Source organism: Bacillus sp. 1A (assembly GCF_052682215.1).
The window spans coordinates 3,923,584-3,943,456 of the sequence record NZ_JBQYLZ010000001.1; the positions used below are offsets into that span (position 1 = coordinate 3,923,584).

Below are 19,873 nucleotides of genomic sequence, written 5' to 3' on the forward strand. Positions count from 1 at the left end.
AAATGAGCCTTTTTGCTTGATGGCGACGTGATATGCCTCCAATTTCAATTTAATTAAATAAAAGGCTTTGTTAAATTATAATGTTGATATTTACGATAAAAAATTACTTATTCTCTTGATAAGTCATTTTTAACTATTAGTACGGTTATTAATAATTTCCAGTGACCTCTTGGCTTCATTTCTTATAACCAATTGACTATCGTTTTGTTCTATTTCCATAAGAGTTTTAATGACATTGATGTCGTTAAAACTTTCAAATGCTCTGACCAATTTCCATCGGATAATGTTATCGTTGAAATTGTTCCCTAAACACAGAATAAGTGCATCAATAATTTGAGTATTAGAATGTATTTTGTTATAGAAACAAATGAAACCTATTGCATCAATAGCTTCCCTAATTGCAGGAATGTTATTTGTCTTTAGTACATCCATTAAAACTGGTATAATCTCTTCTTTCATATGAGCTAAAGTTCGAGCAATAATATCCCTCGGTAGAGGATAACTTTTCTTATTGAAACCATTAGTAGGTAATACTATATGTTGATTATTGCCTATCTGTCCTAAATATTCGACCATAATCTTTGCAGACTGGACATTGCCTTTTGAAAGTGCGTCACATAATTCAATCTTTGTATAGAGTTTTTTCTCTTGTTTAAGAGTATGAAGAAACAAACGAATCAAGTCATCGGTCAAATCATATTTCTCTGATAATATATTCACAGCGATAGTTCTTTTAAATGCTTCTTTGGATTTAAGCATTTCAAATAGTTCAATTTGTGTATGATTGCTATATTGTTGTAAATCTTTGCTTGTAATCTTCCCACGACTTTTTAACTGAGAATCAGAACTTTTCATTTTATTCCCCCTCATAACAATCGGTATAAAGTGATGTTTTCGACAATCATTTTGCTAATAGATACATTGTCACTTTGGTGTTTAACAATATCTAAGAATTGAAACCAACTCAAATAATGGTCGAGGTATTTTGTAGCCACGCCATTAAATCGTTGCATCCAACCTTTTAGACGGCTGTGATAGTTATTTACATTTTGGATATGATAAAGCCCTTTTACTCGTTCTGTTCCATCTGACTTAAAACGGTAATGCTCCAATCCTTTGCTTTTTGCATACGTAGAAAAAGCCCTCCAAGCATCGGTACATAGGGTATTACCTAATGATAACTTAGAACCGATAGCCTTATCTAATTGAGTTTTCACAATTCGACCTCTACCAAGTACACCTGAAAACGTTGCTTTTTGGCGGTCTTTTGCGATTAAAACACAAATTTGTTCGTGACTAATGCCCCGAAACTTTGAAGAACCCCCACGTTTTCGAGGTTTACGACCTTCAATGTTTCTTTTCCCCTTTTCAGAGTACAAAAAATATGTTTCATCCATCTCTACAATCCCTGAAAATGCGTTGAAATCCATTTGTTTTAGGGCGGACAATACTTTGTGTCTCCAATAGAACAAAGTAACATAATGAATTTCGCCAATAAGGTCTGCTGATTTACGAAGAGAATAGCCCAACATACATTTAATAAAATCCAACCATTTATCAGGCTTATGAGTACGGTAAAGGGGTGTCGAGGTTACATCTGTAAAAGTTTTTCGGCAATCTTTACAGCGGTATCGTTGGCGTTCAATCTCCTTAAGACCGAGTTTTACCATATACTTACCGAAACGCACAACTTGTTTAGAGCCACAACGCACACAAGTATAGCCATCTTTATTTTTTCGTTCAGTTACTTCTTGAAATACAGGTTCACTTGCTGAAAATGACGCAAGTGAACTGCTAAAAAATTCTTTTAATCTATGTTGTTCTGCTGAATTTAATTTTTTTATCTCTGCTATTAATTCCCTTAACATCATTTAAAGCCCTCCAAACTAATGTTCTTTCATTTATTATAGAACGTTAGTTTGGTTTAATCAAATATCAACAGAGTTATTTAACATAGCCAAATAAAAAACCGTGAATCATTCACGGGTTTTCCTCTTAATAACTAATTGCTATTGTGCCTTCACCTGCATGAACCGCAAATGAAATTGGTAATGGATATAGTTTAAAGTCCATTTCAGGGAATGCTTTTCTAATATCGGAAATCCATTCTTCAGCTCCATCTTTATCGTTAGCATGGAACATATGAAGTACTTTTGGTAATTCTTTTTCGAGTTCATTTTTAATGTATTCTCGACATTTTTGGATTTTACGAACTTTCTTTTCAAGTAAAAGCTCTCCACCTTTTACTTCTAATATTAAGTTGACACTTAATAAACTTCCAAGTAAAAATTGAACTCCCTTTACACGTCCACTTGCGTAAAGGCCTTTTAAACTTTTCGGGAATACGTGGAAAGGTCTTCTTTTTTCATCTACTAATGTTTTGTGTATATCTTGTAACGTCATACCATCATTGTATAACGATTTCGCTTTTCTAATTAGTTCATCCATTGGATAACTTGTTGTTTCACTATCCAATACCGTTAATGGGAAACCTGCCATGTCTGCAGCTAACTTCATATTTTGATAAGTTCCACTTACTTTTCCGCTAATAGCAACTGCAAATCCCTCTTCATATTCTTCTTTGCATTTCGAAAATAACTCTACCATTTCCCCTATGTTAGGTTGTGACGTAGTGACAGTTTTACCTTCGTTTAACGCATTATAGACGCGCTCACGCACACCATCTTCACAATCTTTGTACGACACACCATCAATAATAACTTCAATTGGGATAACAAAGTTATCTCCTTCTGTTGTAAAACTCGCAGTTGTACTATCAGTAATCCAAGCAACACGCTTCATGTTGTTCCTCCCTTAATTCAATTCCTCTTTTCTGACTTTTCTATATATTTATGTTACGAAAAGAGAATATCCCTGTAATAGTAACAGGACTTTATTGTTTTGGCTATAGTAGATGGATATTAAATGTGAATATTCTTTGTCATTTTCACGAAAAAAAGAAGAAAACCGAAGTATTTGCCCGATTTTCTTCTTTTTATACATTATTTAAAGGTTTCATTATCTAAAATTACAACATAATCATTTGTCAATCGACCAGCTTCTTTCGTATAACTAACAAGTCTTTGTACGTTATCACAGCAAAGTTTCGCTCCCCATACGAGTAACGGTACGCCGATGAAGTCGATGTGAAATCTTCTAGAAAACAGACCACCGAAAGTCATTGGTAAAGGCACTGTTGGTGATGTATTAGAAAAAATAATCTTTTCATGACTTTGATAATGTTTTTGCAAAATCTCTCCTAAATGTTTCATCGCAGGTACAACGACTTTTGATGCACCACATCCAATTGTATAAACCGGATTACCATTTTCGTCTATTCCATGAAAAATGATTTTGCCCATATCCTCTGTTTTCAATTTATTAAAGTAATCTACATTCAAAATTTCTTCTTTCGTTAACTTACGATCCGTTGGTAATTTATTTAAATGATAAGCTGCAGCAAGTGAAGTTGAATGTGTTCCACCAAAATCTGTATAAATGAATATCATATTATCATCCCTTGTTGTAAAAGTTCAATGTTATTTAGTATTACCGTTCACAGCATTGATAAACAAAGGATGAATGTATTTACAATTTTTTTATTAATTCATTATATATTTTTCGGTTATACTATCGTCTATTTATTACGGTACATAATGTAATAATCGTAAGCATTATTAATAAAAATATACAGACGTACTTTTGACTCGTACATCTGTTAGCATCTTTATTCAAAACAAACATATCTATTAACCCGTATGAACTGTCAATTATCAATAGATTCTACACCTTTAGAATTAGTCTTATTTAATACTTGAATATTAAATTTACTAGCTAGCATTAAAGTGATTTTATAAATAAAATATCCTACAATAGAACCTATAACGTTAAAAATCACATCATCAATATCAGTAATACGTCCCCATCCACTAAATAAAGACTCTGTTAGTTGTAATAATTCAATACTAATTGATATAGCTAAACCTAATAAAATAGTGTTTTTAATTTTTTTGAATTTATCCCATATAATTGGTGCTAAAAATCCTAAAGGCATTAATAATAAAATATTTCCACCTACATTTCTTACGATGAGACCAATCATAAATAGAACATCACCATCATAAGCAATTCCTATTTTACCAATATCTTTAATAATTGAAGCAAAGGGGACAATATTGATTGAAAGTCTTATATTCTCGATGCCCGTTGGAAAACCGATTGGTATAGGAAATAAAGTTATTGCAACAACCATACCAATATATATTACGAATAGAAAACTAATTAGTTCTTTCCACCAATTCACACCTTTTTTACTTTTCATTCCAATAAAAATACTTCGTACAATCAAATAACAGATAACCCCTACTATGATAAACACACTACCATTGATCATATACAAACTGTTAACACATCCCTTCATAGTGATATTTTATAAATCTTTAGATATAAATATAATGTTATTAAATTCACTTGTATAGAATTATATTTCATTCTAGAAAACATTTATTTATAAAATAAATGCTTTCTAGTTAAAATACTTTTCAAAACAAAAACAATCGTGAACTCGTTTAAATTGTTTTCTTATCTCTTCTTTATTTTCACCTGTATAATGAGCAAATGTTTGAACTGGATATAACTGATCAATATTACTTTTCATTACACCTTTTATCTCGTCTGTATGATCGGAATATACATGTAAATATGAATCTACGTTTACAAATCCGTTCTTTTCATACCATTCGTGAACCCATAAATTGTCCCTAGTCCACGCTTCCAATCGATTTAGGTTAAGTTCTTTCGCTAACTTTTCTGCCGCATTTAATAGTTGATTAGCAATCTTCATTCTACGAAAATCCGGATGAACTGCAATATGCCAAATCATGCCGCCAAGACCAGTTCCTCTTGAACAAACTGCACGTTCTTCTAATTCATATTCGATATCTATTAAACCCACAATTTGATTTTCATATACTGCTACTAATTCAATAGCAGTATTTTCATATTTTTCTTTCTCTCTAAATACATTATCGTAATATGCTGTATCTAAAAAAGACAACACACGACAACGTACCCAACCAGTTTCATCCTCTTTTCTATACGCTCTAATTTCTATATCCATATAATTAAAAAGCTCCTTCTATTTCTGTCATTAATTTTTCGGGTCCTGCTCCTTTATTTGATGGAATAACTAATGTAATTCCTAAGCCTGGATATACGGCTGAGCGAAAACTGACTCCTGGATCATATCCCATTACATGATATTTGAATATCTTGTTTTCTCTTGTTTCAATCCATATTCCATAGCCGTAAGACTGATTATTATTTACTTGAATATGAGGAGTTAAAAGCATGTTTGTATATTCTCGGCTTATGATTTCATAGTTAAATAACGCTTCCCAGAATTTCAGCATGTCTGGCGCAGTAATAAAAGCACCACCATCAGAACCACCTTTTATTGGTATAGAGTAGGCGTTTGTTCTCCAATTTTGGTTAATTTCGTCTTTTATATATCCTAAAGCTGTGTGTCTTGGTAAACTATCTAAAGAAAAATAGCCAGAATCATTCATACCAATTGGATTGAATATGTTTTTTTCTATATATTCCGTAAATTCAAATCCTGTCTGTTCTTCGATTATTAATCCCAGTATGATAAAACCTGCATTGTTGTAGTGAAACTTACTTCCAGGTGCAAACATCATATTTCTGTTTTGGAATAATGGTAAGAAGTCTTTTAAATTTTTTAATAGATACATAGGAGTTTGTTCCCAAAGATCTTCGAAGTTATCCATAATACCTTCATCAAAATAATCTGGAATACCCGAACTATGCGTCAAAAGGTGATGTATTGTAATATCTTCATTGAAGTTTGGAAAGTTTATATGTAAACAATCTTTTAACTTTGTTTGAAAAGTAATTATCCCCTTCTCAACAAGTTGACAGATACCGGTAGCAGTGAATATTTTACAACCGGAGGCAATTCCGAACCTTGTTTGTAGCGTATTATTTATACATTCATTGCGATTTGCGTAACCAAACGCCTCTTCATAGACTAAGCCTTTTTCTTCTTTTACTAAAATTACACCAGAGAAATCTATATGCTGATGCATTTCTTTTACAATGCTGTCTATTTGATCTTTTGTTTTCATTACAAAAACCACCCTCGTTTATCAATATTGTTCACCCTTCTTATATTTCCATATATAGGAGGGTAAACCCTCCTATTGAATACCGTAAATCAAAACCAAGATTACTATTTTGAATTGATTGACTCAGAGGAATGCACTTTAGAATGTGAGGGCAATAAAGTAAATACACACAATATGATAGTTATAAGCAGCATTATCAATGAGCCTACAATAACCACAAGTTGTATAGAAATAAATTGAGTTGCAACTCCGAACAAAATCGTAATTAAAATGGTGATGCCCGCAATCACAAGCCCATATATACTCCCAATCCGTCCCATCATATGGACAGGGACATTATTTTGATAAAAGGTATAAAATCCTGTGTTTGCATACGCCATAGAGAAAGATAAAATAAAGAATCCAATAGCAGCTATTAAAAATTCATTTGAAAAAGCATAAATTAAATAACCGATTGCTATGAATAATGATCCTATTCCAATTAAAAATGAAGGCGCTATTTTTTTGGATAAAATTGTATTTGTTATAGCTCCTAAAATAAACCCGGCTCCAGCAATACTAACTAAAAAGCCATATTCACTATCTGTTAACAATAAAACTTCTTTCGCAAATGACAATTCAAGTGAATCAGTTGCGGCAACTAAAACCATCATCCCTTGAAATAAGAAATACACAAAAACGATATATAAAGATTTTTTACTGAAATTTAAAACGATGTTCCAATCTTTTTTTAGTACAGCTAAAGATAACCTATCATTTGACGTAGTAATATCGGATTTTTTATCAAGATTAGGTAACAGCAATGTAATTACTCCTGATAAGAGAAATGCTATAGCGTTTATATATATAGCAAACTCCGGTGTACTTGCTATTAACAATACTCCCGCTATCGCTGGACCAATTAATGATGCACCAGATCCTATTAAACTACGTAATGAGTTGAAACGTTGTCTTTTCTCTACTGGTATTAATTTCGTCATATATGTCATAGCAGTTGGCTCATAAATTGCACTGGCCATACTGATAAAGAATACGAATACATAAACAATCCAAAGTGATGGAAGTAAAGGTAAAATAGCGATAAATACCGCACGATATATATCGAGGTGAATCATTAACTTCCGTTTATTTAAACGATCAATCATACTTCCTGACCATGCGTTTGTAAATAAAGCGGCTAATGGTTTAATTACATATAAAGTAGCAACAGCTAAGGCTGATCCCCCCATATTATAGACAAGTACATTTAGTGCTATTAAGTAAATCCATGCCCCTAAATTCGCAATACCAACTCCAGATAGTAGTAATAATGGATATTTCCAATCTTTAAGTAAGTTTTTCATTTTAGGCCCCCGCTTTCCAAATTGTTTTGAAACAATAAAAAAATCCCACCCCCAAGACTTTTAGTCTTAGGGACGAGATTTATCATCGCGGTGCCACCCTAGTTTGTTAATATGTCGCCATATTAACCTTATCAGGTACTGCATTCTAATTCATGCTTATACCATAGCTCTATAACGGGAGCTCCCGTCACACTATCCCCTAATAAAAGGTTCCGATGTGCTGCTCAGAGGCTTGGTTCAATAAAGAATTTTTACTCCTTTTCAGCTAAATGGAGCTCTCTGTGAAAAATTCATTTTATTTACTCTTCTCTTCACTGCATTTGATTTTTTCCATATTATCACAATTTTATTTAACTGTAAATATAAAATAATCAGATATTTACCGAGATGTCACTGTTGATTCTCTTATTTATTATTTTTTCAAAAAATTACGGTGCGTGAAATTACTTAAATCTATAAAAAAAGAGCCTATTGTATATAGACCCTTCACTTTATCCGAATTAGTTTGTATTCGCCTCTGCTAACGGTTGTAACGGTGGTTCCAATTCTAGGATTAATGCATCGCCTTCTTGTATATCTTGTCCCTTTTCAATACTCTGACTCGTTACATAGCCCGTACCTGTAGTTTTTAAATCTAATTTTAATAATTTTGAGAAATACATAACATCACGCATTGACCAACCTTGTAAATTTGGCATTTTTGCGTTCTTCCCTAATAAAAATATACGATCCCCTTCACTCATTACTTCACCAGATTGCGGATATTGTTTTATTATTTTTCCTTCGCCTAAAATTATCGGTTGGAGCTTCTCTTTTTTCACACTATTCTCTACTGTATCCATTGATTGATTAACATAGTTTTGTACTTTTAATTGGGATCGTTCCGTTGCATCTGCCATTTGTTTTTCTGTATATGGTTTCACCTTTAAATATTCAAGGCTATTTTTCACAACTGGTTTAAATATTTCAGCAAGCGGCTGAGCCCCATACTCGTCTCCCTTTAACTTTGGCTGTTTAATAGCTAAGTATACAATTAACTCTGGGTCATCAATCGGAGCCATACCTAAAAATGAAAAAATATAATTTTCTTTCCCTTCCATATATCGTCCATTTTCAGGATTCGGAATTTGCGCTGTTCCGGTCTTACCTCCTATTGGATAACCATCCACTTTATACATTGTACCAGTACCTTTTGAAGACGTAATAACACGCTCCATTAAATTCCTTACCTCGTCCGCTGTCTCTTTTTTTATCGGATTCCCAATTTCTTTCGGTTGATTTTCCATAATAACTTGTTTGTTAGTTGGATTTACAACTTTGTCAACAATATATGGTTGCATCATTTTTCCGTCATTTGCTATAGCAGTAGCTGCTTGGATTAATTGAATGGGAGTTACTGTAGAACCTTGTCCGAAAGAAGTTGTGACTTGTTGAATTTGTGTATTTAATAATAATGTGTTTGTACTTTCGCCAGGTAAATCTATTCCGGTTTTTTGGTTGAATCCAAATTTATTCATATATTGCTTAAATTTATCCGGTTTCAATAACTGATCTTCTAAAATAGAAAAAGCTACGTTGGATGATCTTTCAAACCCTTCATCAAATGTAATAGATCCCCATCCAAATCCACCGTTATGATCTTTTATATCAGATGAACCAACTGAATATTTTCCAGATTGGAAATATCCCTTCCCGTTATATACACCTTCATTAATTGCAGCAGCTAACGTAAATACTTTCATAGTTGAACCTGGTTCAAATGCATTTGCGATTGGGTCATTTAAAAAGTATTCAATATCGCCTTTATTAGGATTAAAACTTGGTTTACTAGACATCGCTAAAACTTTCCCTGTCTTTGGATCCGCTATGATTCCTACTAACATAGAAGGATCATAGTGATCTTGTGCCTTATTCATCGCTTCTTCTAAAAAACTATTAATTTGTTTATCAAGCGTAAGGTACACGTTATTTCCATTTTTAGCGGGTTCTATTTTTCCTATATCATTTGTAAGGGGGATGCCTTTTCGTGCTCCCACATATTCTATTTTCCCATTTGTCGAGCGCAAATATTTATCCAGACTCTTTTCAAGTCCGAATTTCCCTTCTGTATTTCCTTTATCGTCAGGTCTAGCAAAACCAAGAATATAAGATGCAAAATCTTCATTTGGATATACTCTTGCTTTCTCTGACATAAAGGATACACCCGGGATTTTTAATTGTTTTATTTTTTCCTTCACTTCCCTAGATAAATTCCGACCAACTTTTCCAATTTCAACTTGCGTGCGTCCATCATGAAAATTTTTTAATACGTCCTCTTTATCAATTTCAAGCGCATCAGCTAATCGCTCTGCGGTTTCATCTTTATTTTTCACTTTATTTGTTCCTTTTAAATTCACAACAACACGATATGTTGTGGAATCTTGGACTAGCACTTTTCCAGCTTGATCATAAATCGTGCCACGATTTGCTTCCAAAACACCCTTTTTATTATGTTGTTCAGTTGCAAGGTCCTTTACATCTACATTATGGACGACCCCTACTGCTTGAATATAGAAAAAACGCAAAAGCATAATAAGAAACAAAACAATAAAAGCAACCATAAAATACCGCGCGCCTTTATTCGTTTGAAGTTTATGCATATTTATCCCCTTTCTTTCACAATTAACTACTACAGAGGTGTGCTACAAATTATGTAATTTTTGCTTTCAATACTATATGTTTCGAACTTTTCCTTTTAATTCCTTTAAATCGTTCTGAAAGTAGCTGTTGTTTCTGCTTTTATTTTTCTATTTACAGTACGGTGCGTGAAATTTACGAATATTCCGTCATAAGATAGTTAACTTATACAAATTTAATAGGAACTTTTGATGCTAATTCCGTTGTTCTTTCGCCACTCTTTTCATACGCATACCCTTATCTTGTGCATAATAAAAAAGTTCCCTTCTGGATTTCCAAAGGAGAACTTTTTAACAAACCTATAAATAGTTATTTATAAAAATTAAGCTATATGATTATATTTCGCTAAAAAAGGAATTCGTTTCGCTACCAATGCGTACATTTTAAATACAAATTTCGCTATCGGTTCAAACATACGTGTACTTTGCACTACTAAACTGCTCATAATAAATGTTAAGAAAGCTGCACCAAGTATATCTAGAGGATAATGAACTCCTACGTACATACGTGATACACCAACTAATACTGCCCAAATAAGAGCGACATATTTAAGTTTTTCTCCTCTAAGTAAAAATACAAATGCGATGGAAAATACAAGTACAGAGTGATCACTAACAAATGATGAGTCTGCTGCATGTGGTACTAATTGATGTACATTATGTGATACAAACGGACGTGGGTGGTAATATACCGCATGTATCACAACATTTACTAGTAATGCGATAATGACTGAAAGTGTCGTATATAACACTGTGTATTGTTTTTTAATGGCATTGACTTTTTTTCCATTATTAAACCATAAGATAAACATAAATAGAATGGCTACATATGCAGCGCTATTTGTAATAGCAACCATTAGCGTATCTAATAGTTTGGACGATTCAGCAAAACTATTAAACCATTGAAATACTGTGTAATTCATAATACTCTCTCCTTAAATAAAAGCATTCTTGATTTACACAGTATACAACATCAATATGAAAATGGGCTTAAACTTTTCTCATCTAATTCTCATTTTATTATTACTCATTTGACAATATTGAGACTAATTATTACGGCTAATTATGTATAAAGCTGAAAAACCTTTAAAACAATACGAATTACATACTTTTCATATGTAGAATACATAACATTGTTACTTAAATATAGTAGTTGCGAAATCGTATTTTTAATACATACGAAGTGCGATATTACCAAATTGTTCTCCTTGTTCCATACGACTTAATGCCCCAATGGCTTCTTCTAACGAATATACTTTATCAATAATTGGTTTAATTTTATGTTTCTCAATAAACTTAACCATTTCATTAAATTCCTCACGGCTACCCATAGATGTCCCCATAATATCGATTTGGTTATAAAATAATGCACGTAATGGCAATTCAATTTTATCTCCTGAGCTTGCACCAAAATTAACAATTCTCCCATTTGGTTTTAATACATCAAAATATTGTAAGAATGTTGCTGGACCTATACTATCGATTATTAAATCTACTTTCTCTCCGCGTAAACTCTCTTCCCAATTTCCAGAACTATTAAAAGAAAAGTCTGCGCCATATGTTTCGGCAAACTGTCTTTTGTTCTCTACCCTTGATGTAACACTTACTTTTGCGCCAATTGCTTTCGCAAATAACATGGCAAATGTCGCTACACCGCCGCCTATTCCCGGAATTAAAACATGTTCTCCACACTTCAATTTACCCTTTGTAAAAAGCGCTCTATATGCTGTTAATGCCGATAAAGATAAAACTCCAGCCTCATCCCAAGTAAGATATGACGGTTTTGCCACTACATTTTCAGCTGGCACAATAACAAATTCAGCAAACGTTCCATCTTTCGGTCCACCTAACACCTCTGGTAAATCTGGTACTTCGGTAATATTTTCCCATCCAATGCTAGGATTGATAATAACCTCGCTATTTAATAAATTATTTGAAACACCTTCTCCGATCTCTGTAACAATTCCTGAACCATCTGACCCTATTACTAACGGCAGCTCCATTTCTTTTCTATTGTATATAATAAATAAATCCCTATGATTTAATCCTGCAGCTTTTAACTTTACTTTTACTTCACCGGCATTAAGATTTGTTTCAGGTAAAAATTTATATTCTAATCCTTCTACCCCTTTTTTATATTGATGTACAATAGCTTTCATTGTTTAATTCCCCCTTAATATTTTCAATGTACTAGAAATATCGAAATAAATAAAATAATCCGTCTCCAATAATTAGAAATAATGTATATCGTTATGACAAAAGAAAAAATCCCTCCCTATAAATAACGTAGGAAAGGTTTTTAAAATTTTTTAGATAAGAATCTGTAATTTTAGTTTTTTTGAGTTTTGGCCAATTCTAAAATTCTTTGAATAAACGGTGCTTTTTCCTTTGTATATGAAACACGATCAAAAGGATATGTAGTTGCAAGTTTCTCTTTTAATTCTCTATATTCTTTACGTGCCCATTCATGTTTTATTAGAAAGTCTCGAAATAAAAGATTGTTTTTCCATTCGTCACTATTATAAATATAAACATGCAAATGATGGGTACCAGCTCTCCATTTTCCCTTTCTAAAAAAACGTCGATTAGGTGTTTCTTTTGGAACATACTCATATCCAATTTTTAATAACGCTTCAATCCACTTTTCCGTAATTTTCAAATCAGTTACACCAATCATCATATCAATTAGAGGTTTCGCTCCTAATCCTTGTACAGATGTGCTCCCTATGTGTTCAATAGCAATACATTCTCCTCCCAATAATGAAATAAATTTCTCTTTTTCTATTACATACTCTTCATACCAATCTTTTTGATATGGTTTAATAACGATTTGTTGTTCCATATTGTTCACCCTCTTATAAGTGTTTATTATTATATTTATAAAATTTCATGTAATTAACATAGGATTTTTACAAAATATGTCGAATACTGAAATATACAACTTAATTATAATAAATGTGAGGTATATTATGAAAGATATTCCAGTTGAAATTCAATTAAATCAAGTAACATTCCAATTAAAAGAACATCATAATTTTGATTGGCTTATGAAATTAGGAACCGTATTTGCGGTTTTTGACCAGCAAGATTCAGGAAATCTATCTTTTGGTGTAGAAAAAGATGGTCATAAGAAATTTATTAAATATGCAGGGGCACATACAATTGCATATAACGGAAAGACCAGCGATGCAATTGATAGATTAAAAAATTCAGTTTCCTTATATGAAGAATTAAAGCATGAGTCACTTATACAATTAATTGAACATTTTCCCGTTCAATCTGGATATGTCTTAATTTTTGATTGGTTTGATGGCGAATGTCTTCATTCACATTGGAGTTTCCCGCCTCCTGAGAAATATAAAAATCCAAACTCTCCTTATTATAAATATAAGCATTTATCTGTTTTGGAGCGAATTCAATCCTTAAATTCTATGTTTTCTTTCCATACATATGTCGAAAAGGAAAACTATGTAGCAATAGATTTTTATGACGGTAGTATTTTATATAATTTCCATACAAATGAGACGAAGATTTGTGATATTGATTTATATTCTAAAAAACCATACGTGAATAAAATGGGAAGATTATGGGGTTCCTCTCGTTTTATGTCTCCTGAAGAATTTGAGCTAAACGCTATGATTGATGCAAGAACAAATGTATTTAATATGGGGGCGATGGCTTTCGAAATTTTAGGAGGTGGAATAGATCGTTCCTTTACAAAATGGGAAGCAAGTAGGAATTTATATGAAATAGCGTATCGTGCTGTAAATGAAAGCCGAGCTGAACGATATGAATCAGTTAAAGTATTTTATGAAGAGTGGATTAACGTGGCAAATGCTGAAAAGATATAACCTATATTATTAAAAACATAAAGTTTCTACTATAATCATGTATAATACATATAAAATGGAAATTCAAAATAACGAGGAAAATATTATGAACTTTGTTTATATTAATCAAAACGTATTAAATAATCTTCTTTACATTTTAAGTAGTATATTTATTTTTTATTTTATATATGATAGCGGACGCTATTTAAAGAAATATAAAAAATTACTTATTATCCTTTGTACGAGTATCCCTCTTATTTTATGTATGCGCTATCCAATCTATATGGATGAAAATTGTATTCATGATTTAAGACAAATACCAGTTATAATAGGCACACTTTATGGTGGCTTCCCTGTTGGTATCATTTTGTTTGCTATTTTATTAATTACAAGATTTTCATTTTATGGATTTAGTATGTTAACAATACTCGTTTATGGAACAATGTTTATCGTTACAGCATTCGCATCCGCAAAATTTAATAAGTATAATAGAAAAATTAAAGTAGCTTATGGAATGTTTTTAACATTTTTTCTAGCAATATTTACAACTGTAATTGTATTAACTTTATCAGATTTTGAAGTAAATAATTTGTACATCATTTATTTCATAATATTACCAACCATTTTGATGTTGTTTGGCATTTATTTTAATGAAGTTTTAAAAGATGCAGTATGTATGCGATCGAAGATGATTAAAATGGAAAAAATGGAGATTGTTAGCCAACTTGCTGCTAGTATATCGCACGAAGTAAGAAACCCCTTAACTGTCGTAAAAGGATTTACTCAACTTTTAAAAACACCTAATTTAACTCCAGAATCAAGAGATGAGTATATTGAACATATACTTGAAGAGTTACATCGTGCACAAGGAATTATTGATGATTATTTAACGTTTGCCAAACCTGCTTCAGAAAAATCAGATCATATTTCAGTAGAACAAGAGTTGAACCGAGTTATTAATATGATCTTACCATTATGCAATATGAATACAATACATATTACAAAAGATTTTTCCACAGCAACAATTGTAGGCAATAAACAGCACTTTCAACAATGTTTTTTAAACTTAATAAAAAATGGGATTGAAGCAATGCCTAATGGTGGTACTTTACATATCTCCTCATCTATTAGTAATAATAAAGTTATTATTCGAATTGAGGATAGCGGAATTGGTATGTCACAAGAGCAAGTAAATCGATTTGGTGAACCATATTTTAGTACAAAAACAAAAGGTACAGGTTTAGGTACAATGGTTGCTGTTAAGATCATTGAAACGATGCAAGGTAGTTTGAAAATCCGAAGCGTTATTAATAAAGGTACAACTTTGACAATTACATTGCCGAGATGTAATATGAACTCATCTGAAAACAAATAAAAAAGGAGCATAATTGCTCCTTTTTTATTTGTTTCGATACATAAGTATCTTCTATGTTTTTTAAGTTTACATTTGTGGAGACTAATTAGAAATTAGTACCCTCCGCCCCAGCAGCTGCATCCAACGATAATTAATAAAATAAATAACACAACTAATAACGCGAAACCTCCACCAAAACCACAAGAACCACCGTAACTCATATTTTCTCCTCCTTTTGGTTTGAAAACTAATAGGTAGTTGATCATTTTAACTGGTTCGTATTATACATTATGTAAATATCCCTTTTTTGAGCATGTCCACATAAAAATAAGTAAAAGCACTCATTTGAGAGTGCTTTAAAATGGATACCAAAAGTTTTGAAATACATGTAACTTTAAATACACTGCAACAATGAAAATAAAAATACCTACAAATAAAGCAATGAAATCCCCGCTTTTCGCTTTATTTGTATAAAACCACGTTCGTGTATTCTTCTTTCCAAATCCTCTTAAATCCATTGCATTTGAAACTGTATCGATTCTATCTAGTGAATGAATAATTAAAGGCCAAAAAATTAAGACACGGTTTTTCATACGAATCCATAAACTTGCTTCTCCTTTTTCAAAAGCTACTCCTCTCGTCTCTTGTGCATGTTTAATAACTTTATATTCGGACTGAATATCAGGTATGTAACGTAATGCAATATTTATTGCATATGTAATCTTATAATGAATTCGAAATTTACTTAAGCTACTCACAAATTTGCTTGGATCAGTCGTATATATAAAAATAAGTGTAAATGGTAATAACGTAAAATATTTTAATGAAAGTGTAGCTGCATAAAATAATGTTTCATATGTAATTGTTGCATATCCAATATGTAAAAACGAAGTATATGATTCGGTTAATTCAGATCCATGAGTTGGTGTAATAAATAAAATCATGACAGAATTTAATAAACTAAATGTAAATATAACAGTAAAAACAAGGCAAATTTTACGAAATGGGATTTTAGCAACTAGAAGTCCGATACATCCAATCATAAATACAAATAGCAATATACGAAAATCAAAAAACAAAAAAGTAAGTGTCATACAAAAAATAAATAACAACAATTTCACTGCTTCATCCATGCGATGAAAATATGTACTATACACCTTCCTCCCTCCTAATATCCTCAAAATAATGTTCCATAAACCTTTCAGGATATGAAATTCCACTAAATTTAACTAGTTTGAATAAAGAACTTTCCCTTAGGTTCGCCCTTTGTAACGTTTCTGTATCCCCTAATACAACGCACGCGGAATTATTCGCAATAATTTCCCCTTCATCTAGAACAATCGCTCTGTCTGCATATTCTAAAGCGAGATTCATATCATGTGTGATAAAAATAAAAGATATTCCCTTTACAGCTAGTTTTCTAATAAACGACATAAACTGTTTATAATGATAATAATCTTGTCCCGCTGTCGGTTCATCTAATATGATAAGTTTCGGATTTGCTATTAGTACAGATGCAATCGTTACTCTCTTCTTTTGTCCATAACTTAATGCCTGAATTGGCCAATTTCGAAATGGATACAAACCACAAAGTTTTAATGTTTCTTCCGCTCTAAGCTTAATTTCTTCCTTTGAAACCTTTTTTAATTTTAATGAAAATGAAACCTCTTCTATAACAGTAGGTTGTGTAATCATCTGATTTGGATTTTGCATCACATAACATATAACCTCACCACGTTTACGAATAGACCAAGAATTGATATTTACTTCATCAAATACAATCCTATCATTTTTTGTTTTGTTTATGCCTATAAGACTATGAGCTAATGTTGATTTACCGGCTCCATTATGGCCCAAAAGTGCTACAATTTCACCTTCATATATAGAGAAATTTACATTGTCCAATACTTTTTGTTTATTAGGATAGGAGAATGACAAATTCTCTACTTTCAATAATTCTTTTTTTGTAGGAGTACCTTTAAAAGAAACTTGCTTCTCCATCCACTCATCTATTACGCTACGAACACTTTCTCTTTGAAGATTTTCAAGCGGGTAATATATTACGTCATTATTACCATCAAACGGCAATTTCTTTAATACTTCTACGTACATAGGCTCTCTTAAGCCGATAGATGGTAATATATTTGACGCTAAAATCTCTTCTGGTGTCCCTATCGCAACAATTTCCCCTTCATTCATTAAAATGATTTTATCTAAATCCAGGTTTAACATTTCTTCTATTCGATGTTCAATAATTACAATTGTTTTATTATATTGTTTATGTATGCCTTTAATAAGTTCTATCGTATGTAAACTACTTGCTGAATCTAAATTTGCTAACGGTTCATCGAACAATAATATATCAGCATTTGTTGTTAACAAACCTGCTAAAGAAACAGTTTGTTTTTGCCCTCCTGATAATTCATGTGGACTTTGTTTATGAAAAGCATGCATCTTTACCTTTTTTAATGAGTCCGAAACAATCTTTTTCATATCATCTTGATTTACACATTCATTTTCTAAATAAAAAGCTACGTCCTCTTCTACTGTAAGACCAATAAATTGAGCATCTTGATCTTGCAAAATTGTTCCTACCTGTTTACTCAGTTCAAAAACACTCTCTTTCCTCGGGTCTTTTCCGGCAATTAAAATATTACCAGTACTAATCCCTTCATAAGAAAAGGGGATTAGCCCATTTATACAATGAGCTAACGTTGACTTCCCTGAACCACTCCGTCCAGCAATTAGTACTTTTTCTCCAGGGTATATATGAAATGTAATGTCTTTTACAGTAGGCTGCGCAGCATGTTCATATTGAAAGCTGAATTGTTCAAAAGAAATGATTGGTTGCATGTTAACATCCCTACTTTTCAATTTTTAAATGTGTATGTTTCTTATTAGATTTAGCTAGACCTATTGTAATTGGCAATCCAAGAACTAAAAATACAATAACATCAGCAATTGTTGCTCCTAATACTTGTATAACAATTTTGTCAAATGGTTCTCCCATCACAATAACATCGAATGCCCCAGCAAATATAATAGCAATGACAATACCAATTAACCCAGTAATGGCTAAATAAGAAATATCCCGCTTATTATACGTCCCGTTTTTCACACTAAAGCTAACTCTTTTTTGAATGAGGCCCATTGCAAAGCCGATAATGCCTGAACTAATAACCCAACCCCACCAAATACCCCAACCAGCGATTGTATCTGTTACGGTATGACCGATAAGTCCTATTAAAAGTCCTGCCACTGGACCAAATAACGCTCCAAAAACGGTTAAAATAGCTAATGCAGGTTTAATAAATGTATTGGGTGCAATAGAAAATCCCCAAAGTCCTAATATCCCGTATAATGCTGCTCCAATTCCGATTGCTACTACTAACTTTGTTGATAATTTGTTCATTACAATCCCCCTCCCGTATTAGTCAACTTTTATTACTCTATATTTATTTTGAAAATGAATTATGCATCGACACTCCCTTTCTATACAACAAAAAATGACCCCTTACATAAGAGGTCATTTTCTTCACGTTCAAGAATCCTCTTATCTTCCAAAAAACACATCGTGTCCTCTGCGGAATTAGCACCTTCCTATAAATTTATATAGGGGTTGCTGAGGTTTCATAGGGCCGTTCCCTCCACCTCTCTGGATAAGTATTAATTTGTAATTCGTATTATGGCACTAATAAGTATAAATTTCAACACTTTTCTAATTATTTTTATTTTTCGTTTAACGGTACATTTAAATCATTGTATTCTTATCGGAATTGTGAAATAATGAATTCAAAATAGTTACGGGAGGAATGTACGATGAAAGTAATCGGTTTAATTGGTGGACTAAGTTGGGAATCTACATCGTTATACTATAAACATATTAATACACTTACACTCTCTCAATATGATCAAAATGCGAAGCTTGTTTTATATAGCATGGACTTTGGTGAAGTAACTACTTTATTACAAAATCATCAATATGAAGAAGTGAAAAACGAATTAGTCACAGTTGCAAAAAAGGTTGAAAAATCCGGAGCTGATTGTTTATTAATGTGTTCCAATACGGTCCATTTATTTGCTGAAGAAGTAGAAAATGCAATATCTATTCCACTTCTTCACATTGGTGATGTAAGTGCTAAAGAAATGGTAGAACAGAATATAAAGCGTATCGGACTATTGGGTACGAAACAAACGATGGAACAAGACTTCTATAAATCACGTCTAGCAAATTTTAATATTGAGACAATCATCCCAACTGAAGAGGAAAGAAATTTTATTCATCATGTTATTTTAAATGAATTAAGTAAAGGAATTATTTCAAAAACATCAAAAGAAAAACTTTTACAAATCACAAACTCATTAATTCAAAATGGCGCAGAAGGTATATTGCTAGGCTGCACTGAAATACCATTACTCATTTCCCAAAACGACCTTACTGTACCTGTTTTTGATACCGCTTTTTTACATGCAAATACTGCTGTGCAGTTTGCAGTATAATAATATAAAAGCATAAAGGTAGTGC

General features: G+C 32.1%; 18 protein-coding genes, 1 pseudogene, 1 riboswitch and 1 other annotated feature. Of the genes and pseudogenes, 3 read left to right on the plus strand and 16 right to left on the minus strand.

What is annotated here, in order from left to right:
• Positions 1–129: 129 nt before the first annotated feature.
• The 12 genes and pseudogenes from ACUN0F_RS20045 to ACUN0F_RS20100 form a co-directional block, all read right to left on the minus strand.
• Positions 130–855: a HEAT repeat domain-containing protein gene (locus ACUN0F_RS20045; protein ID WP_445540011.1), complete on the minus strand. Its 726-nt coding sequence runs from the start codon at positions 853–855 to the stop codon at positions 130–132.
• A 1-nt stretch (position 856) separates the two neighbouring features.
• A pseudogene (locus ACUN0F_RS20050) lies at positions 857–1,871 on the minus strand (IS1595 family transposase).
• A gap of 124 nt (positions 1,872–1,995) precedes the next feature.
• On the minus strand, positions 1,996–2,802 hold the full coding sequence (locus ACUN0F_RS20055; protein ID WP_000831934.1) for a DegV family protein: 807 nt from the start codon (positions 2,800–2,802) through the stop codon (positions 1,996–1,998).
• 200 nt (positions 2,803–3,002) lie between these two features.
• Entirely contained in the window at positions 3,003–3,509 is a 507-nt protein-coding gene (locus tag ACUN0F_RS20060; RefSeq protein WP_000576339.1) for a DUF3189 family protein, read from the minus strand.
• A 257-nt stretch (positions 3,510–3,766) separates the two neighbouring features.
• On the minus strand, positions 3,767–4,420 hold the full coding sequence (locus ACUN0F_RS20065; RefSeq protein WP_264461502.1) for a VanZ family protein: 654 nt from the start codon (positions 4,418–4,420) through the stop codon (positions 3,767–3,769).
• 105 nt (positions 4,421–4,525) lie between these two features.
• A complete protein-coding gene (locus ACUN0F_RS20070; protein WP_445540012.1) occupies positions 4,526–5,119 on the minus strand; it encodes a GNAT family N-acetyltransferase in 594 nt (197 codons plus the stop codon).
• 4 nt (positions 5,120–5,123) lie between these two features.
• Positions 5,124–6,146 carry a serine hydrolase domain-containing protein gene (locus tag ACUN0F_RS20075; RefSeq protein WP_264461503.1) on the minus strand — a complete coding sequence of 341 codons (1,023 nt, stop codon included), beginning with the start codon at positions 6,144–6,146 and terminating at the stop codon, positions 5,124–5,126.
• Positions 6,147–6,250: 104 nt separating this feature from the next.
• Entirely contained in the window at positions 6,251–7,489 is a 1,239-nt protein-coding gene (locus ACUN0F_RS20080) for an MFS transporter (protein WP_445540013.1), read from the minus strand.
• Between the two features lie 65 nt (positions 7,490–7,554).
• Positions 7,555–7,813, minus strand: a binding site (T-box leader).
• Positions 7,814–7,989: 176 nt separating this feature from the next.
• Positions 7,990–10,128 carry a penicillin-binding protein gene (locus ACUN0F_RS20085; protein WP_445540014.1) on the minus strand — a complete coding sequence of 713 codons (2,139 nt, stop codon included), beginning with the start codon at positions 10,126–10,128 and terminating at the stop codon, positions 7,990–7,992.
• 359 nt (positions 10,129–10,487) lie between these two features.
• Positions 10,488–11,087, minus strand: a complete 600-nt coding sequence (locus ACUN0F_RS20090) for an undecaprenyl-diphosphatase (RefSeq protein WP_445540015.1) — start codon at positions 11,085–11,087, stop codon at positions 10,488–10,490.
• A gap of 246 nt (positions 11,088–11,333) precedes the next feature.
• A complete protein-coding gene (locus ACUN0F_RS20095; protein WP_098191403.1) occupies positions 11,334–12,323 on the minus strand; it encodes a zinc-binding dehydrogenase in 990 nt (329 codons plus the stop codon).
• A gap of 170 nt (positions 12,324–12,493) precedes the next feature.
• The gene (locus tag ACUN0F_RS20100; RefSeq protein ID WP_264461507.1) at positions 12,494–13,006 is read right to left on the minus strand and encodes a GrpB family protein; all 513 of its coding nucleotides are present in this window, start codon (positions 13,004–13,006) and stop codon (positions 12,494–12,496) included.
• 127 nt (positions 13,007–13,133) lie between these two features.
• Between ACUN0F_RS20100 and ACUN0F_RS20105 the strand changes: the two genes are divergently transcribed.
• Together ACUN0F_RS20105 and ACUN0F_RS20110 are read left to right on the plus strand one after the other, a co-directional pair.
• Positions 13,134–14,015 (plus strand): protein kinase domain-containing protein, encoded by an 882-nt coding sequence (locus tag ACUN0F_RS20105; RefSeq protein ID WP_445540016.1) that lies wholly within the window; start codon positions 13,134–13,136, stop codon positions 14,013–14,015.
• Positions 14,016–14,100: 85 nt separating this feature from the next.
• Positions 14,101–15,369 carry a sensor histidine kinase gene (locus tag ACUN0F_RS20110; protein WP_098047620.1) on the plus strand — a complete coding sequence of 423 codons (1,269 nt, stop codon included), beginning with the start codon at positions 14,101–14,103 and terminating at the stop codon, positions 15,367–15,369.
• A gap of 92 nt (positions 15,370–15,461) precedes the next feature.
• On the opposite strand, the gene ACUN0F_RS20115 is transcribed toward ACUN0F_RS20110, so the two are convergent.
• The 4 genes from ACUN0F_RS20115 to ACUN0F_RS20130 form a co-directional block, all read right to left on the minus strand.
• The gene (locus tag ACUN0F_RS20115; RefSeq protein ID WP_000120182.1) at positions 15,462–15,569 is read right to left on the minus strand and encodes a YjcZ family sporulation protein; all 108 of its coding nucleotides are present in this window, start codon (positions 15,567–15,569) and stop codon (positions 15,462–15,464) included.
• 135 nt (positions 15,570–15,704) lie between these two features.
• Entirely contained in the window at positions 15,705–16,505 is an 801-nt protein-coding gene (locus tag ACUN0F_RS20120; protein WP_264461509.1) for an energy-coupling factor transporter transmembrane component T family protein, read from the minus strand.
• Positions 16,498–18,201: an ABC transporter ATP-binding protein gene (locus ACUN0F_RS20125; protein ID WP_264461510.1), complete on the minus strand. Its 1,704-nt coding sequence runs from the start codon at positions 18,199–18,201 to the stop codon at positions 16,498–16,500. Before ACUN0F_RS20125 ends, ACUN0F_RS20120 begins: the two co-directional genes overlap by 8 nt.
• 10 nt (positions 18,202–18,211) lie before the next feature.
• The gene (locus ACUN0F_RS20130) at positions 18,212–18,760 is read right to left on the minus strand and encodes an ECF-type riboflavin transporter substrate-binding protein (protein ID WP_001038206.1); all 549 of its coding nucleotides are present in this window, start codon (positions 18,758–18,760) and stop codon (positions 18,212–18,214) included.
• 138 nt (positions 18,761–18,898) lie between these two features.
• A riboswitch (SAM riboswitch) is annotated at positions 18,899–19,014 on the minus strand.
• Positions 19,015–19,167: 153 nt separating this feature from the next.
• Between ACUN0F_RS20130 and ACUN0F_RS20135 the strand changes: the two genes are divergently transcribed.
• The gene (locus tag ACUN0F_RS20135; RefSeq protein WP_445540017.1) at positions 19,168–19,848 is read left to right on the plus strand and encodes an aspartate/glutamate racemase family protein; all 681 of its coding nucleotides are present in this window, start codon (positions 19,168–19,170) and stop codon (positions 19,846–19,848) included.
• Positions 19,849–19,873: the final 25 nt, after the last annotated feature.

What these genes read in the sequence shown, in the direction of transcription:
- ACUN0F_RS20045 (WP_445540011.1), bottom strand. Translation starts at nt 855, where the DNA reads ATGAAAAGTTCTGATTCTCAGTTAAAAAGTCGTGGGAAGATTACAAGC.
- ACUN0F_RS20055 (WP_000831934.1), bottom strand. Translation starts at nt 2,802, where the DNA reads ATGAAGCGTGTTGCTTGGATTACTGATAGTACAACTGCGAGTTTTACA.
- ACUN0F_RS20060 (WP_000576339.1), bottom strand. Translation starts at nt 3,509, where the DNA reads ATGATATTCATTTATACAGATTTTGGTGGAACACATTCAACTTCACTT.
- ACUN0F_RS20065 (WP_264461502.1), bottom strand. Translation starts at nt 4,420, where the DNA reads ATGAAGGGATGTGTTAACAGTTTGTATATGATCAATGGTAGTGTGTTT.
- ACUN0F_RS20070 (WP_445540012.1), bottom strand. Translation starts at nt 5,119, where the DNA reads ATGGATATAGAAATTAGAGCGTATAGAAAAGAGGATGAAACTGGTTGG.
- ACUN0F_RS20075 (WP_264461503.1), bottom strand. Translation starts at nt 6,146, where the DNA reads ATGAAAACAAAAGATCAAATAGACAGCATTGTAAAAGAAATGCATCAG.
- ACUN0F_RS20080 (WP_445540013.1), bottom strand. Translation starts at nt 7,489, where the DNA reads ATGAAAAACTTACTTAAAGATTGGAAATATCCATTATTACTACTATCT.
- ACUN0F_RS20085 (WP_445540014.1), bottom strand. Translation starts at nt 10,128, where the DNA reads ATGCATAAACTTCAAACGAATAAAGGCGCGCGGTATTTTATGGTTGCT.
- ACUN0F_RS20090 (WP_445540015.1), bottom strand. Translation starts at nt 11,087, where the DNA reads ATGAATTACACAGTATTTCAATGGTTTAATAGTTTTGCTGAATCGTCC.
- ACUN0F_RS20095 (WP_098191403.1), bottom strand. Translation starts at nt 12,323, where the DNA reads ATGAAAGCTATTGTACATCAATATAAAAAAGGGGTAGAAGGATTAGAA.
- ACUN0F_RS20100 (WP_264461507.1), bottom strand. Translation starts at nt 13,006, where the DNA reads ATGGAACAACAAATCGTTATTAAACCATATCAAAAAGATTGGTATGAA.
- ACUN0F_RS20105 (WP_445540016.1), top strand. Translation starts at nt 13,134, where the DNA reads ATGAAAGATATTCCAGTTGAAATTCAATTAAATCAAGTAACATTCCAA.
- ACUN0F_RS20110 (WP_098047620.1), top strand. Translation starts at nt 14,101, where the DNA reads ATGAACTTTGTTTATATTAATCAAAACGTATTAAATAATCTTCTTTAC.
- ACUN0F_RS20115 (WP_000120182.1), bottom strand. Translation starts at nt 15,569, where the DNA reads ATGAGTTACGGTGGTTCTTGTGGTTTTGGTGGAGGTTTCGCGTTATTA.
- ACUN0F_RS20125 (WP_264461510.1), bottom strand. Translation starts at nt 18,201, where the DNA reads ATGCAACCAATCATTTCTTTTGAACAATTCAGCTTTCAATATGAACAT.
- ACUN0F_RS20130 (WP_001038206.1), bottom strand. Translation starts at nt 18,760, where the DNA reads ATGAACAAATTATCAACAAAGTTAGTAGTAGCAATCGGAATTGGAGCA.
- ACUN0F_RS20135 (WP_445540017.1), top strand. Translation starts at nt 19,168, where the DNA reads ATGAAAGTAATCGGTTTAATTGGTGGACTAAGTTGGGAATCTACATCG.